Genomic DNA, 13026 nt, shown 5'->3' with positions numbered 1-13026 from the left:
TCTGTGGGCCACGCAAAACCTGTAGGAGTGAGCCTGCTCGCGATGGCTGACCTGAGGTCACCGAAAATTTCGCCGGAGCATTCGCATTTCGCGAACGCCCATTGCCGAGAGACGGCTGGATTCGCCGATCATCGTTCCTCTAGCCTTGGCGACATATTCCAAGAACAAGAGGTACCCCGCGATGACTGCCCCTTTAAGTGCAATCAAAGTGATCGAGATCGGCACCCTGATCGCCGCGCCGTTTGCCGCGCGCATGCTTGCCGAGTTCGGCGCCGAGGTGATCAAGATCGAAGCCATGGGCCAGGGCGACCCGTTGCGCAAATGGCGCAAGCTGCACGAAGGCACGTCGCTGTGGTGGTACCTGCAATCGCGCAACAAGAAATCCCTCGCACTCAATCTCAAATCTGCTGAAGGCATCGAACTGGTCAAGCAACTGGCCGGCGACGCCGACGTGATCATCGAAAATCTGCGCCCTGGCGCGTTGGAAAAGCTCGGTCTGGGTTGGGACGTGCTGCATGCCTTGAATCCGAACCTGACCCTCGTGCGTATCTCTGGCTACGGCCAGACCGGCCCGTACCGCGACCGTCCCGGTTTCGGCGCCATTGGCGAGGCCATGGGCGGCATTCGCTACACCACCGGCAACCCCGGTTCGCCACCCGCACGGGTCGGCGTCAGCCTCGGCGATTCGCTGGCCTCGCTGCACGCGGTGATCGGTGCGTTGATGTCGCTGTTGCGGGTCAAGACCGGGCAGGGCGGCGGACAGATTGTCGATGTATCGCTGGCCGAAAGCGTATTCAACGTCATGGAAAGTCTGGTCCCGGAATACGACATGCTCGGCCATGTCCGCGAACGCAGCGGCGGCGCTTTGCCGGGCATCGCGCCCTCCAATACTTACCTCACTGCTGACGGCGCCTACGTGGTGATCGCCGGCAACAGTGACCCGATCTACAAGCGTCTGATGCACGCCATTGGCCGCGCTGACCTGGCCGAGGCAGAAGAATTCGCCCACAACGACGGGCGTGCGGCGAAGAGCGGCTTGCTCGATGCGGCCATCACCCACTGGACCAGCAGCCTGCCGATCGACGAGGTACTGGCCGCCCTCGAAGCCGCTGAGGTGCCGGCCGGGCGCATCTACTCGGTGGCTGACATCGTCGCCGATCCGCACTATCAGGCGCGGGACATGCTGCTCAATGCCGAGTTGCCCGGCGGCGCAACGGTGAAAATGCCCGGCATCGTTCCCAAACTCTCGGAAACGCCCGGCGCAGTGAACTGGTCCGGGCCGACACTGGGCCAGCACACTGACGCCATTCTCGCCAATCTTGGCCTGACTGAACGCGACATCGAACGCCTGAAAAGCCAAGGGGTGGTGCAATGATCACAGACTATTCGCACAAACTCATCGTCCAGGAGGTCTCACCGCGCGATGGCTTGCAGATCGAGCCGACGTGGGTTGAAACCGCTGACAAGATCGCCTTGATCAATCAACTGTCACAGGCCGGATTCAGCCGCATCGAAGCCGGCTCGTTCGTCTCGCCCAAAGCCATCCCGGCCCTGCGTGACGGTGAGCAGGTGTTCAACGGCATTCAGCGCCAGCCGGGGGTGATTTACGTGGCGTTGATCCCCAACCTCAAAGGCGCACAGCGGGCATTGGCGGCGAACGCCGATGAACTGAATCTGGTGATGTCCGCCAGCCAGACCCACAACCTGGCCAATATGCGCATGCGGTGCGAGGACTCGCTGGCCGCGTTTGCTGACATCGTCGCGTTTGTCAGTGGCTCGGAAGTGCGCCTCAACGGCAGCATCGCCACCACGTTCGGTTGTCCGTTCGAAGGCAAGATTGACGAGGGTCGCGTGCTGCAAATCGTCGACGCTTATCAGGAGCTCGGTATTCAGGGCATCAGCCTCGCCGACACCACCGGCATGGCCAATCCGCGGCAGGTCGATCGCCTGGTGCGGCGGGTGCTGCAGCGGGTTTCGCCGGCCGATCTGACCCTGCATTTCCATAACACCCGCGGCCTCGGCCTGTGCAATGTACTGGCCGCATACGAGGCCGGCGCGCGGCGCTTCGATGCAGCGCTCGGTGGCCTCGGTGGCTGTCCGTTTGCGCCGGGGGCGTCGGGCAATATCTGCACCGAGGACCTGGTGAATCTGTGCGATGAAATCGGCATTGCCACCGGTATCGACTTGCCGCTGCTGCTGAAGCTTTCGCGCGGTTTGCCGGCGCTGTTAGGCCACGAAGTTCCCGGCCAACTCGCCAAGGCCGGGCGCAGCTGCGATCTGCATCCGATGCCGACCTGAGACACATCAATCCCTTGTAGGAGTGAGCCTGCTCGCGATAGCGGTGTATCAGGCGCCGCATAGGTTGCCTGACACACCGCCATCGCGAGCAGGCTCACTCCTACAGTTGAAACCGCATACCAGACAACAAAAACAATCGGACGTCCATCGACAGTCCGCCTGGAGAAAAAACCATGAGCCTCAACGTATTGGAGGCGGGCGTGAATCCGTCCGTCGATCACGACGCCGAAAAAGCCCTGATCAGCAAAGTCGCCTGGCGCCTGATGCCGCTGATCATGGTCTGCTACCTGTTTGCCTTTTTCGATCGCATCAACATCAGCTTTGCCAAATTCCAGTTGCAGACCGACCTGAGTCTGAGCGACACCGCTTATGGCCTCGGCGCCGGGCTGTTCGTGGTCGGTTACGTGCTGTTCGAAGTGCCGAGCAACATGATGCTGTACAAGGTCGGCGCGCGGCGCTGGATTGCGCGGATCATGATGTCGTGGGGCGTGGCGACGGCGTTGATGGTCTTCGTCACCAGCGAGTGGCAGTTCTACGCGTTGCGCTTTCTGATCGGCGCGATGGAAGCCGGGTTCGCCCCGGGTGTGCTGTATTACCTGACACTGTGGTTTCCGCAGCATTTCCGTGGCCGCATCACGTCGATGCTGTTTCTCGCCTCGGCGTTCGCCGGACTGGTCGGCGCGCCGTTCTCCGGGCTGGTGCTGCAACACCTCGACGGCGTATTGCAGATGCGCGGCTGGCACTGGCTGTTCCTGCTCGGTGGCGTGCCGTGCATCGGTCTTGGGTTCCTGGTGCTTACGCAGCTCAAAGACCGAATCGAGGACGCGCACTGGCTCACCGTTGACGAGAAGAAACTGCTCTCCAGCCGCATCGCTCATCACGAGCCACACAAGAGCGGCGGCTCATTGCTCGCGGCGCTGAAAATTCCCGGTTTCCTGACGTTGGGTTTGATTTACTTCCTGATCCAGGTGGCGTCCTACGGCCTGAATTTCTGGGCACCGCAATTGATCCGCAGCGCCGGCACCGAAAGCCCGGTGATGATCGGTCTACTGACCGCCATTCCCTACATCTGCGGTGCGATCAGCATGGTGGTGATCGGACGCCTGTCCGACGCCACGGGTGAGCGGCGCAAGTTTGTCGCCGGGCTGGTGATCGTCGGCGCGATCGGCTTCTTCAGCGCGGGGATCTTCGCCAGCCACACGACATTTCTGATCGTCGCTCTGGGGCTGCTCGGCGCAGGCATCATCGCTTCGATTCCGAGCTTCTGGACCCTGCCACCGAAATTGCTGGCAGGCGCCGGTGCCGGCGCGGCAGGCGGGATCGCGGTGATCAATACCCTGGGGCAATTTGGCGGGATCGTCAGCCCGGTCATGGTCGGACGCATCAAGGACCTGACCGGCAGCACCACCCCGGCGCTGTATGTCATCGGCGTCGCGGCGCTGATTGCGGCCGCTTTGCTGCTGTGGGGTTTGCCGCAGAAATTGCGCACGCTGGACAAGTATTGAGATTGACGGCGTCTGTGAAGACGCCTTCGCGAGCAGGCTCGCTCCCACCTTTGGAATGCGCTTTCGCAATTTGGAAGTGGATTGTTGAATCACAGGGTCGAGGAGTGGATAGTACGCCGCTGAAAACGAAATCAAGGAGCGGCAAGTGACAGTGAAGTCCAGGTGGTTCGGCGGTGCAGTGCTCTGCGGGTGTTTGATGGCGGGGCAGGCGCTGGCTGATTGCACACCGCCCGCCGTGTCGGGTGATCTGGATTTTTCGGTGTGCAAGGAATGGCCGGCTTATCCTGGACAGGCCATCAGCGCCAAAGCAGGTTTCAAGCCCGCCGCCGATGACGGCGAAGGCGGCACGTACGGGTTCTATGATCTCGATTTGTCTGTTGCGCAAGACGGGCAACCCGGCCCTGTCGCCACTTATCGTCAAACCTCTGCATACGAATCGGATGGCGTAGCGTTATCGCAGATGTCACTCGATACGGCACGCTACACACTCACCACCGACCTTCGTGCCTTCGGCGTGCGTGCCCGTTTTACTAACGCATCGCGCCTCAATCCGATGGAAGAGGTTCAGCTTTCGCTCTACGTCAGAGAGGGCGCGACGTTGCGCCCGGTCTTGCAAAAATTATTGGTTTACCAGTTCAGCGGTGAATGGGATGACGATTGCACCGGTCAGCGAAGTGAAATGACCAGAACGGTGGAAGTGGCTAAAACCAGCTCTCACGGTTACGCGGACCTGATCGTCAAGACTCAGCAGACTGGCACAACCAGTGCGGGAAAGGGGGAGACTTGTAAGGACAGCTCCACAGTTTATAAACCTGCCCTGACCACATTGCGTTATGACGGCAAATCCTACGTTCTGCCGCAAGGCTTCAAAGGCTTGTAATCGGCCTGATCCAAACGACTTTTATCAAGGAAGAACACCATGTTTCCCCGTGCCCCTCTGCTGATTGCCCTCAGCCTTCTTGCCCTGGCCACTCAAGCCCAGGCGTCTTGCGACATCAAAGCCTTCGATGGCAAATCCCTGTCGCGCTGTAAGGTCTGGCCTTCCGCTCAAAATCAGGCGATCGCCGTCAAATCCACTTATCTGGCGGATTCGGATGACGAAGACGTCGGGGTGTTCGATCTCGATCTCGCGCTCGTTAATGCCAGCGACGCCAAGCCCATCGCCACTTACCGCAAACCCGGCGCTTACAACTCCGACGCCATCCGCTTCGATGACCTGCGCATCGACACCGGGCGCTATCGGCTGGCGTCGGATGTCAGGGCCTTTGGTCTGCGTTCGAAATTCACCCACCGCTCTCGCGCTATGCCATATGAGAAAACTGATCTGGCGCTGTATATCCGCGAAGGCAATGAGTTGCGACCGGTGCTTGAAGGCTTGGTGGTCTACAAGAACAATGGTGAATTCACCGGCGACTGCGACGGCTATGTCAAACAGGTTCGCCGCACCGTCGAGATTGGCCCGGCCAGCCACCATGGTCTGGCTGATCTGCTCGTCATCAGCAACGGCACCCGTGTGAAAAACACCCGGTCAGGCAAAGAGTGCCTCTCGAAAACCACGCACCTTAAACAAACCCGAGTCACCCTGACCTACGACGGCGAGCAATACACTGTCCCCGAAGACCTCAGAGGGTACTGAAACGATGCTCACCGGCCTCAACCACCTGACATTGGCGGTCCGCGATCTGAATCGCAGCCTGCGCTTCTATCGCGATGTGCTGCAACTGCGCGTCGAGGCCACGTGGGATAGCGGTGCTTATCTGTCCTTGCCGGGGCTGTGGCTGTGTCTATCGCTTGATCCGCTGCGCAAGACCGAGCCCTGCGCCGATTACACGCATTACGCCTTCAGCGTGAGCGCGGCGGATTTCCCGGTTTTCGTGCAGCACTTGCGAATGGTCGACGTCGAGGCGTGGCGGGATAACCGCAGCGAAGGCGCGTCGTTCTACTTTCTCGACCCCGACGGACACAAACTGGAAGTGCACGTCGGCGATCTCGCCTCGCGACTGGCGGCCTGTCGGCAGAAACCGTACGCCGGCATGCGTTTTCACGACGAACCGTGATCCGGCGTAGTCGGCTGATATAGACTGGCGGTCACGTGTTCTGGCACTTGCAGGTTTTCCATGACTCCATCGTTGCTTATGGCCATTCTGGCCTCGGGTTTCATCTACGGCATCACGCCGGGGCCAGGTGTGCTGGCGGTGTTCGGCATTGGCGCCGCTCATGGGCGACGGGCCGGGGCCGGATTTCTGTGCGGGCACTTGCTGGGCGATGTGGTCTGGTGCAGCACGGCGCTGATCGCGATTGTCGGCGCCCGGGAAATCGGCAGCACTGCGTTTGATGTACTCGGCGTGCTCAGCGGTCTGTATCTGTTCTGGCTCGGCTGGCGCGCCGTGCGTGCGCGGCGGCGCAACGGTGATGAGCCGCAGGGGGCGGCGCGCAATCCGTTCTGGCACGGCATCGTATTCGGGTTGACCAACCCCAAGGCCTACCCCGTGGCGGTGGCAACGTTTACCGCGTTGCTGTCGAGTCGCGCCGAACTGCTCAACTGGTCGATGCTGCCGGCGCTGATTGCCCTGAGTTTTGTCGGTGGCGCGCTGGCCTACGCCATCCTCATTGGCGTGGTCGGGGCGCAACGGGTGCGCACGGTGTATCAGCGTCACGAACTGCTCATCACCCGGTTGTGCGGAGTGATGTTCATCGGTTTTGCTATCAACGCGCTGATGCACGCGCTGCCGGGGCTGATGCCGAACAAGGCGTGAGGTCCGGCAGAAGGCTGCCCGGCGGCGCGGGCGCGCTCACTGACGGCGCCGTTCGTCGCGGCCCGGAGGTTTTTTCTAAACCTTTGACCGCCAAAGGATTCCTAACTGAGGCGGGCGTTGGCTCGCCACGAACATTTCAGCCGCAGGGCGCTCCAGTGCCTGCTTGAATTTTCAACGAAGGAGGGCGCGACCATGAGCCGGATGGCCACCCGTATACGCAACGTCAGTTTTGCCGCCCTGTTCAGCCTGTGCGCGAACAGTGCCTTTGCCCAGTCGCCTGCCGAATTCATCAACGATGCGTCAGCCAAAGGCATGGCCGACATCGAGGCCAGCCGCTTGGCCCATGGCAAAGCCGAATCCAAAGAGGTCAAGGATTACACCATCGTCGTCATCAACGACCGCACCACTGCCAACCAGCATTTGGCGAAAATTGCCAAGAAGCTCGACCTGCCTGTCGCGCCCCGCGAAGAACTGGCCGACAAGGCCAAGGCGCTGATGCCGCAAGTGCAGGACGGCGCGACGTTCGATCAGGCCTACGCCGCCAGCCAGGTCAAGGCCACCGAAGAGGCCATCACCCAGATCGAGCAGCAGGCGAAGACCACCGACGTGCCGGAAATCAAAGCCTTCGCCGATGAGACTTTGCCGAAACTGCAGAGCCATCTGGAGAAGGCCCGCGCGTTACAGGCCAGTCGCTAATCTCACCGAATGGTTGTAACGCGGCCCAAGCCTTCGGCGGTACCTGCTTGATGCAGGCACTGCCGAAGGTTTTTTTGCGCCCGCCAGTTGAAATGCGATGTGTCCCCTGTGGGAGCGAGCCTGCTCGCGAAGGTGGAGTTTCAGGCGAACCAATATTCGCTGACACACCGCCTTCGCGAGCAAGCTCGCTCCCACTGACGTCTACACCGTGGATTGCTCAGCACTCATTCAGATCCTGCTTCGGCTTGCTCTTGTCCCCCAGCCCGTCAAGATTGAACACCTCGCTTTCGCCCAACGAACGGTAATGCCGGCGCAACGCCTCAAGTTGCTTGAGATCCAGCGCCTCCAGCCCGAGCATCGCGTTCTGCGCTTCCTTGTTCACCCGCAGCAATTCATCAAGCTTTAAATGCAGAATGTCGGTGTCACGGTTTTGCGTGTTCTGAATCAGGAAGACCATCAGGAACGTAATGATCGTCGTCGAGGTATTGATGATCAGTTGCCAGGTATCGTTGTAGCCAAAAATCGGTCCACTCAAACCCCACAACCCGATCAGGATCAACGCCCCCATGAACGTCTTCGGGCTACCGGCCCACAGGGCAAGTTTCTGGGCAATTTTTGCGAATTTCATGATGGAAGTCCTTGTTTTGGGAGCTTGAAATTCAGACAGCGACGTTGCGCTGAAAATTCTGTTTACAAATCACGTCGCAGGACTTTGGTAGGGAAGGCACGCCGCGCGGATCGCTGTATCGTATCGGCAGCTGTTTTTGCCCGTTGCCAGAACGCCCCGACAGGAGAACGCCATGAGTTGGTCTGCCCAGCAATACGTCACTTTCGAAGATGAACGCACCCGCCCGGCACGTGATCTGCTGGCGGCGACTCCCACAGCGCAGGCGCGGGCGGTGGTGGATATCGGTTGTGGGCCTGGTAATTCCACGGAATTGTTGGTGCAGCGGTTTCCCGAGGCGAATGTCAGTGGCCTGGACAGTTCGGCAGACATGATCGATGCCGCGCGCAAGCGCCTGCCCGGGTTGCAGTTTGAGGTGGTCGAAATCGACCGATGGGCCGATGCCGGCCCGTTCGATGTGATCTTCGCCAACGCGGTCCTGCAATGGGTGCCTGATCACGCCTCGTTGCTGCCAGCCCTGGTGAGCAAACTCGCCGCCGGTGGCAGCCTGGCGATCCAGATGCCGGATAACCTCAACGAACCGTCCCACCGCTTGATGCGCGAAGTGGCCGCCAATGGGCCGTGGGCGCGCAAACTCAGCGGCGCCGCCGGACAGCGCACCGACATGGCGAGTGCCACTGAGTATTTCTCGATGCTGCGGCCGCACTGCGACCGCGTCGATGTGTGGCGGACGACTTATCACCATCAGTTGCCGGGTGGGGCGGCAGGGGTGGTGGAGTGGTTCAAGGGCAGCGGGTTGATTCCGTTTTTGAATCCGCTGACCGAGGAGGAGCGGGCGCAGTATCTGGAACGGTATCTGGCAGCTGTTTCAGAGGCTTATCCAGCATTGGCTGATGGCTCAGTGCTGTTGCCGTTTCCACGGCTGTTTATCGTTGCGACTCGGTGAATGCCGCGTCTCTCTGTTTTAGTTCAACAGGTTGTTTCAGGTCGGCGCGACTCTGGAAAAGAATTCAGTCGATATTCTGGATGTGCAGATGCCTGGCGGCGAGGTTGAGCGTTTCTTTACAACCAAGCGCTTTGATCGCGACGGCGAGCGCAAGATACACATCATGACCGTCTCGGCGCTTATGTACGCGGATTACCGCGCATTGTCATCCATCGACTACCCGAACCTGCTGAAGCTCACCCAGATGTTGACCAAAAGCTCAGTTGAAGTGGAAAAAATGGCCAGGTTGATGATCTTCAATGCGCTGTCTCACAACCATGACGATCATGCGAAGAACTTTGCGTTTCTTTGCCACTATCCTGAAAAAAGGTGAGAAGGAAACCTGGACGCTGTCTCCGGCATACGACCTGACGTTCGCAAACGCCATGGGCGAGCACACCACTGACTTCGGCGGCCGCACTCCCGGCAAGCCTACGCGCAAGCGAATCATGGAGATCTGCAAAGATTACAAATACCTCAAAGCCGAAGAATACATCGAGCAGACTCTCGCTGCGCTCGCTGACTGGAAGACGGTATTCACTCGATTGAATGTCCCGCACAAACCGGGGAGCCGATTTTTAATGTACTGGCGAAGCTGCAGCAGGATTTCGAGAAGTAACCTGCGGACGGGGGGCAGTATTGTCAGGTCGGTTGCTGACGCTGAAACTGAAATCCCCGGGCACTAAAAAGCGACCAGCAAGGCAATCCCAACGCGCCGTGACAACCGCCAAATAAAAAGCCCGGCGTATGCCAGGCTCTTCTTCATTCCATTAGCGCCGTCATGCTTGCTTTTCACGTGCCGCCAGCATCACTTCAATCTGCTTTTTGGTAGCCTCGGTCAGCACTTCGCTGTAAACACGCTTTTTCTCCTCCGATTTAGCATTTCGGATGAAGTCTGCGAACGGACTGGTGGATTCCTTCTGGGATCCGAATTTCATGTGATTGCTCCGTCTGTGATCCCAAGCATAGCCATCAATTCAGGTCTCGTATGCTTCTCGGGGATATGGTAGTCGATCTTGTCAATTCCAGCCTTGTAGAGACGCCCGGAATTATCAATATGCTTCACAAGAAGATCGACATGCAGATCTTTGCCAAACTCTAGCTTAAGCGTGTTGACCACGTCACGGGCTGCGAAGTATTGGTCGACGAAATGCTCTGGTCGGATTCTCCGTCCTTCGGCTTCCTCTCGACTCCGAACGAAAGACCAAGCAAGTCTTGGATCTTGATAAACGTAGAGAATTTGCACAAATCTCCCTTTATTGAGACACCGTTGCACATTGTTCCTTGCGATCTCGATATTGGACAGTGTTCCATCCAGCAGAAAAGATTGCTTTCGGTCCAACGCAAGGTCTATCAACTTGCCAATGAGAATCGAGACTGCGCCTTGGAAAAGCCAGGCATTGCCCCCTCGGTAGGCTTCGAACTCGCTCCTGAGTTCGTCGGGATCAATTCGCAGGATTGGCGTGTCAGAGAAAAAACTAAGCAGCGCTAACGAGGCCTCTGTTTTACCTGCGCCCGGTGATCCAGCCATAAAAACCGAAACTGGCTCCTTTTCAGGTGGATATTTGCCCTGATCGGTAAGCCGCTTGCCAATAGCCTTCTTGTTCGATCGAGCAAACCGGATTGCGCCATCACAGATGGCCAGCTCTTCTTCCGTCATTCCATGCCGTTTGTCTTCTTGCATGAATGAGGCCTTTTTGAAGTGAAAGTGATTTGCAGACTCTTCCTCCGGTTCTACTTTGTTGCGGTCTCTTCCACATCTCGAAGTGCCATGACGGCTGCGTTTTCGCGGTGAGACCGCACTGTGGGCCCCGGCCATGGCTCTGCTTGAATTTGTTGGGAGAGTGAAGCGTATGTGGAAATGGGCGATTTGCAATCTACGGTTTGTTTCTGGATTGGTCTGCGCTGACAACCTGATCTCAAATCCGACGCACAAAAAAACCGGCCATCAAGGCCGGTTTTTCTATTTCTGCATCCCCCGTCAGACAACACGACGCGAGATCAATATTCGGTGGAGCGGGTAGAGGGAATCGAACCCTCATCTAAAGCTTGGGAAGCTTTCGTTCTACCACTAAACTATACCCGCTCAGAGCGGCTGACTTTGTACCAGAGTCGGCCACGGATTTGAAGTTTTCTTTTCTATCCGATGGCTTTTGTCACGCTAAGACGGTCAATCGCGAGCAAGGGCTGCGCCGGTGCAAACAAACACCTCAAGCGTGCAGCCCTGCCCGCGATGACGCTGTTTCAAATGGCCAATGCATGTTGATCCTGCACAAACGAGTAGCGCGTTCGGCTGGCCTGCGGCGCAGGTTTCAGAAAGCCGAGCAGGGCGTTCTGGCTGTCGCGGCACGCGGCTTTGTGCTCCATGTCGAGAAAGTGCCCGGTGGCTTGCAGAGTGGTGAAGGTGCTGTGCGCGACGTGATTGCCGAACAGGCGCGCATCTTCGGCGGCGGTGTATTCGTCCCATTCGCCGTTTAAAAACAGCACCGGTACGTTGATCTTTTTGGCCGCATTCAAATAGCACTGTCGATCGCTGTGCAGCACGTCGTTGATGTGGAAGTGCATCTGCCCGTATTCATGCTCGGCCAGGCTGCTGACGTGGCGGTAGTTGAAGCGTTTGAACAACGACGGCAGGTGTTTGCCGATGGTGTTGTTGACCAGATGGCCGACCCGGTCGCCGTCCCGGCTGCCGAGGTAGTCGACGCCGCGTTCAAGGTAATCGAGCATGTGCGCATTGATCACTGGTGAGAACGAGCTGATCACGGCTTTTTCGATGCGCCGGGGCTGCTGGGCGAGGGCGACTAGCGTCGCGGCGCCGCCCCAGGAGAACGACAGCACGTGTTCGGCGGCGAAGTGATCGATCAGCTCCAGTAGAATCTGCCCTTCGACTTCCTTGGTCAGATGCTTCTCGTGCAGGTTGTGGGATTTGGACCGTCCCGCGTAGGGCTGGTCGTAGCAGACCACGTTGAATTGCGGGTGCAGGTTTTTCACGGTCTGTGCAAACGACGCAGTCGTGGCCATCGAGCCGTTGACCAGAATGATGGTCTTTTCTGCGGCGTCTGCGCGATAGAACTCCGTGTAAACCCGATACTGACCCTGTATATCCAGCACAGCGATTTCTGGCCTCATGTCATAAGACTCCTGGCAAGCAAGCGGGTATGCGCGCAATCGAGATTGCACGAGCTTTGTGACAGGTAGGCATACGCCTGGAATTTGCTGGCCCATGTCGATCCGGTACGGCAGGTCGACGGGTGTTGTTATTGGCGGGCAGATTGCCGGCTGAGGCGCAGTCCTTGGGACTGACGACCGGCAAAAAGTTTCTTGGAAGTATGTGGTGACTCATCGGTCACATTTCGGCCGACGTCCTGATTCAAGCAGGGGACTCAGGATCACGCAAGTGCCGTTGGCAAATTGTTCGACAACTTCGGCTGAGCGGTCGCCGGCTTAGAACAAATGAATCTCTTCGGTGCGCAAAGCGCGGTATTCGCCCGGTTTTAGCGCGTTATCCAGGGCCAGTTCGCCCATCGATTCGCGGTGCAGGCGCAGGACTTTGTTGTTGAAGAAACCGAACATGCGCTTGACCTGATGATAACGGCCTTCAACGATACTCAGCCGCGCCGAGCGCGGGCCGAGCAGCTCGAGCTGCGCCGGTTGCGTGGTCAGGTCCTCGAAGGCGAAGTAGATGCCCTCGGCAAATTGCAGCGCATAGTCCGCGCCGATGTCCTGCTCGGTCTCAACGTAATAGACCTTCGGCAGTTTCGTTTGCGGCTGGGTCAGGCGGCGCGACCAGGCGCCATCGTTGGTGATCAACATCAGACCGGTGGTATTGAAATCCAGACGCCCGGCAATGTGCAGGTCGTCCTTGTCCGGATCATCGAACAGGTCGAGCACGGTCATATGCTGCGGATCGCGGGTGGCGCTGACGCAGCCTGGCGGTTTGTGCAGCATGAAGTAGCGCGCCGCCTTGCCGCTCTGCAGGACCTCATCGTCGACTTCGACCTGGCTGAACTCCAGCACTTCAGTGTGCGGATCGCTGACGATTTTTCCGTCGACCCGCACGCGCTTTTCCACCAGCAACAGGCGAACCTGCTGGCGGTTGTAGCGGGGCAGATTGCTGAGGAAGCGGTCGACGCGCATGGTCAGATTTCAACGGATAAAGGG

At 58.6% G+C, this 13026-nt stretch carries 16 protein-coding genes and 1 tRNA gene; 11 read left to right on the top strand and 6 right to left on the bottom strand.

All coding sequences use genetic code 11. The features are described from left to right. Window positions 1–181: 181 nt before the first annotated feature. The 8 genes from HU739_RS10995 to HU739_RS10960 all read left to right on the top strand — a co-directional run bounded on the left by HU739_RS10995 (window position 182) and on the right by HU739_RS10960 (window position 7255). Window positions 182–1375, top strand: a complete 1194-nt coding sequence (locus tag HU739_RS10995) for a CaiB/BaiF CoA transferase family protein (protein ID WP_186548962.1) — start codon at window positions 182–184, stop codon at window positions 1373–1375. Continuing rightward, window positions 1372–2298 (top strand): hydroxymethylglutaryl-CoA lyase, encoded by a 927-nt coding sequence (locus tag HU739_RS10990; RefSeq protein WP_186548960.1) that lies wholly within the window; start codon window positions 1372–1374, stop codon window positions 2296–2298. Before HU739_RS10995 ends, HU739_RS10990 begins: the two co-directional genes overlap by 4 nt. Window positions 2299–2471: 173 nt before the next feature. Next, on the top strand, window positions 2472–3803 hold the full coding sequence (locus tag HU739_RS10985) for an MFS transporter (protein WP_186548958.1): 1332 nt from the start codon (window positions 2472–2474) through the stop codon (window positions 3801–3803). A 145-nt stretch (window positions 3804–3948) separates the two neighbouring features. Continuing rightward, a complete protein-coding gene (locus HU739_RS10980) occupies window positions 3949–4683 on the top strand; it encodes a PA3715 family protein (RefSeq protein WP_186548956.1) in 735 nt (244 codons plus the stop codon). Window positions 4684–4722: 39 nt separating this feature from the next. Beyond that, window positions 4723–5439 (top strand): PA3715 family protein, encoded by a 717-nt coding sequence (locus HU739_RS10975; protein ID WP_186548954.1) that lies wholly within the window; start codon window positions 4723–4725, stop codon window positions 5437–5439. A 4-nt stretch (window positions 5440–5443) separates the two neighbouring features. Further along, a complete protein-coding gene (gene fos, locus HU739_RS10970) occupies window positions 5444–5860 on the top strand; it encodes a fosfomycin resistance glutathione transferase (protein ID WP_186548952.1) in 417 nt (138 codons plus the stop codon). Between the two features lie 60 nt (window positions 5861–5920). After that, window positions 5921–6559 (top strand): LysE family translocator, encoded by a 639-nt coding sequence (locus HU739_RS10965; RefSeq protein WP_186548950.1) that lies wholly within the window; start codon window positions 5921–5923, stop codon window positions 6557–6559. Window positions 6560–6751: 192 nt separating this feature from the next. Next, entirely contained in the window at window positions 6752–7255 is a 504-nt protein-coding gene (locus tag HU739_RS10960) for a DUF4142 domain-containing protein (protein ID WP_186548949.1), read from the top strand. A 217-nt stretch (window positions 7256–7472) separates the two neighbouring features. Here the strand turns inward: HU739_RS10960 and HU739_RS10955 are convergent, their stop codons facing one another. Next, the gene (locus HU739_RS10955; protein WP_186548947.1) at window positions 7473–7883 is read right to left on the bottom strand and encodes a low affinity iron permease family protein; all 411 of its coding nucleotides are present in this window, start codon (window positions 7881–7883) and stop codon (window positions 7473–7475) included. A 136-nt stretch (window positions 7884–8019) separates the two neighbouring features. On the opposite strand from HU739_RS10955, the gene tam reads away from it, so the two are divergent. From tam to HU739_RS26740, 3 genes are read left to right on the top strand one after another with little or no spacing between them, the layout of a single operon-like run. Further along, window positions 8020–8826, top strand: coding sequence for a trans-aconitate 2-methyltransferase (tam, locus tag HU739_RS10950; protein WP_225922828.1), 807 nt, complete (start codon window positions 8020–8022; stop codon window positions 8824–8826). 31 nt (window positions 8827–8857) lie between these two features. Further along, on the top strand, window positions 8858–9199 hold the full coding sequence (locus tag HU739_RS26745) for a HipA domain-containing protein (protein WP_225922827.1): 342 nt from the start codon (window positions 8858–8860) through the stop codon (window positions 9197–9199). Beyond that, entirely contained in the window at window positions 9165–9551 is a 387-nt protein-coding gene (locus tag HU739_RS26740) for a hypothetical protein (protein WP_225922826.1), read from the top strand. Before HU739_RS26745 ends, HU739_RS26740 begins: the two co-directional genes overlap by 35 nt. A 93-nt stretch (window positions 9552–9644) precedes the next feature. Here the strand turns inward: HU739_RS26740 and HU739_RS10940 are convergent, their stop codons facing one another. The 5 genes from HU739_RS10940 to HU739_RS10920 all read right to left on the bottom strand — a co-directional run bounded on the left by HU739_RS10940 (window position 9645) and on the right by HU739_RS10920 (window position 13002). After that, a complete protein-coding gene (locus tag HU739_RS10940) occupies window positions 9645–9803 on the bottom strand; it encodes a hypothetical protein (RefSeq protein WP_186548943.1) in 159 nt (52 codons plus the stop codon). Beyond that, a complete protein-coding gene (locus HU739_RS10935) occupies window positions 9800–10549 on the bottom strand; it encodes a zeta toxin family protein (RefSeq protein ID WP_186548941.1) in 750 nt (249 codons plus the stop codon). Before HU739_RS10935 ends, HU739_RS10940 begins: the two co-directional genes overlap by 4 nt. Before the next feature lie 328 nt (window positions 10550–10877). Then, window positions 10878–10951: transfer RNA gene (locus HU739_RS10930), tRNA-Gly, on the bottom strand. A 158-nt stretch (window positions 10952–11109) separates the two neighbouring features. Continuing rightward, a complete protein-coding gene (locus tag HU739_RS10925; protein WP_186548939.1) occupies window positions 11110–11994 on the bottom strand; it encodes an alpha/beta fold hydrolase in 885 nt (294 codons plus the stop codon). A gap of 315 nt (window positions 11995–12309) precedes the next feature. After that, a complete protein-coding gene (locus HU739_RS10920; protein ID WP_186548937.1) occupies window positions 12310–13002 on the bottom strand; it encodes a pseudouridine synthase in 693 nt (230 codons plus the stop codon). Window positions 13003–13026: the final 24 nt, after the last annotated feature.

The organism is Pseudomonas hamedanensis, assembly GCF_014268595.2.
GTDB classification, from domain to species: Bacteria; Pseudomonadota; Gammaproteobacteria; order Pseudomonadales; family Pseudomonadaceae; genus Aquipseudomonas; species Aquipseudomonas hamedanensis.
Note: the sequence above shows the minus strand (reverse complement) of the source record. Positions and strands in the feature narration are given on the sequence as shown.

What these genes read in the sequence shown, in the direction of transcription:
- HU739_RS10995 (WP_186548962.1), top strand. Translation starts at nt 182, where the DNA reads ATGACTGCCCCTTTAAGTGCAATCAAAGTGATCGAGATCGGCACCCTG.
- HU739_RS10990 (WP_186548960.1), top strand. Translation starts at nt 1,372, where the DNA reads ATGATCACAGACTATTCGCACAAACTCATCGTCCAGGAGGTCTCACCG.
- HU739_RS10985 (WP_186548958.1), top strand. Translation starts at nt 2,472, where the DNA reads ATGAGCCTCAACGTATTGGAGGCGGGCGTGAATCCGTCCGTCGATCAC.
- HU739_RS10975 (WP_186548954.1), top strand. Translation starts at nt 4,723, where the DNA reads ATGTTTCCCCGTGCCCCTCTGCTGATTGCCCTCAGCCTTCTTGCCCTG.
- fos (WP_186548952.1), top strand. Translation starts at nt 5,444, where the DNA reads ATGCTCACCGGCCTCAACCACCTGACATTGGCGGTCCGCGATCTGAAT.
- HU739_RS10965 (WP_186548950.1), top strand. Translation starts at nt 5,921, where the DNA reads ATGACTCCATCGTTGCTTATGGCCATTCTGGCCTCGGGTTTCATCTAC.
- HU739_RS10960 (WP_186548949.1), top strand. Translation starts at nt 6,752, where the DNA reads ATGAGCCGGATGGCCACCCGTATACGCAACGTCAGTTTTGCCGCCCTG.
- HU739_RS10955 (WP_186548947.1), bottom strand. Translation starts at nt 7,883, where the DNA reads ATGAAATTCGCAAAAATTGCCCAGAAACTTGCCCTGTGGGCCGGTAGC.
- HU739_RS10940 (WP_186548943.1), bottom strand. Translation starts at nt 9,803, where the DNA reads ATGAAATTCGGATCCCAGAAGGAATCCACCAGTCCGTTCGCAGACTTC.
- HU739_RS10935 (WP_186548941.1), bottom strand. Translation starts at nt 10,549, where the DNA reads ATGCAAGAAGACAAACGGCATGGAATGACGGAAGAAGAGCTGGCCATC.
- HU739_RS10925 (WP_186548939.1), bottom strand. Translation starts at nt 11,994, where the DNA reads ATGAGGCCAGAAATCGCTGTGCTGGATATACAGGGTCAGTATCGGGTT.
- HU739_RS10920 (WP_186548937.1), bottom strand. Translation starts at nt 13,002, where the DNA reads ATGCGCGTCGACCGCTTCCTCAGCAATCTGCCCCGCTACAACCGCCAG.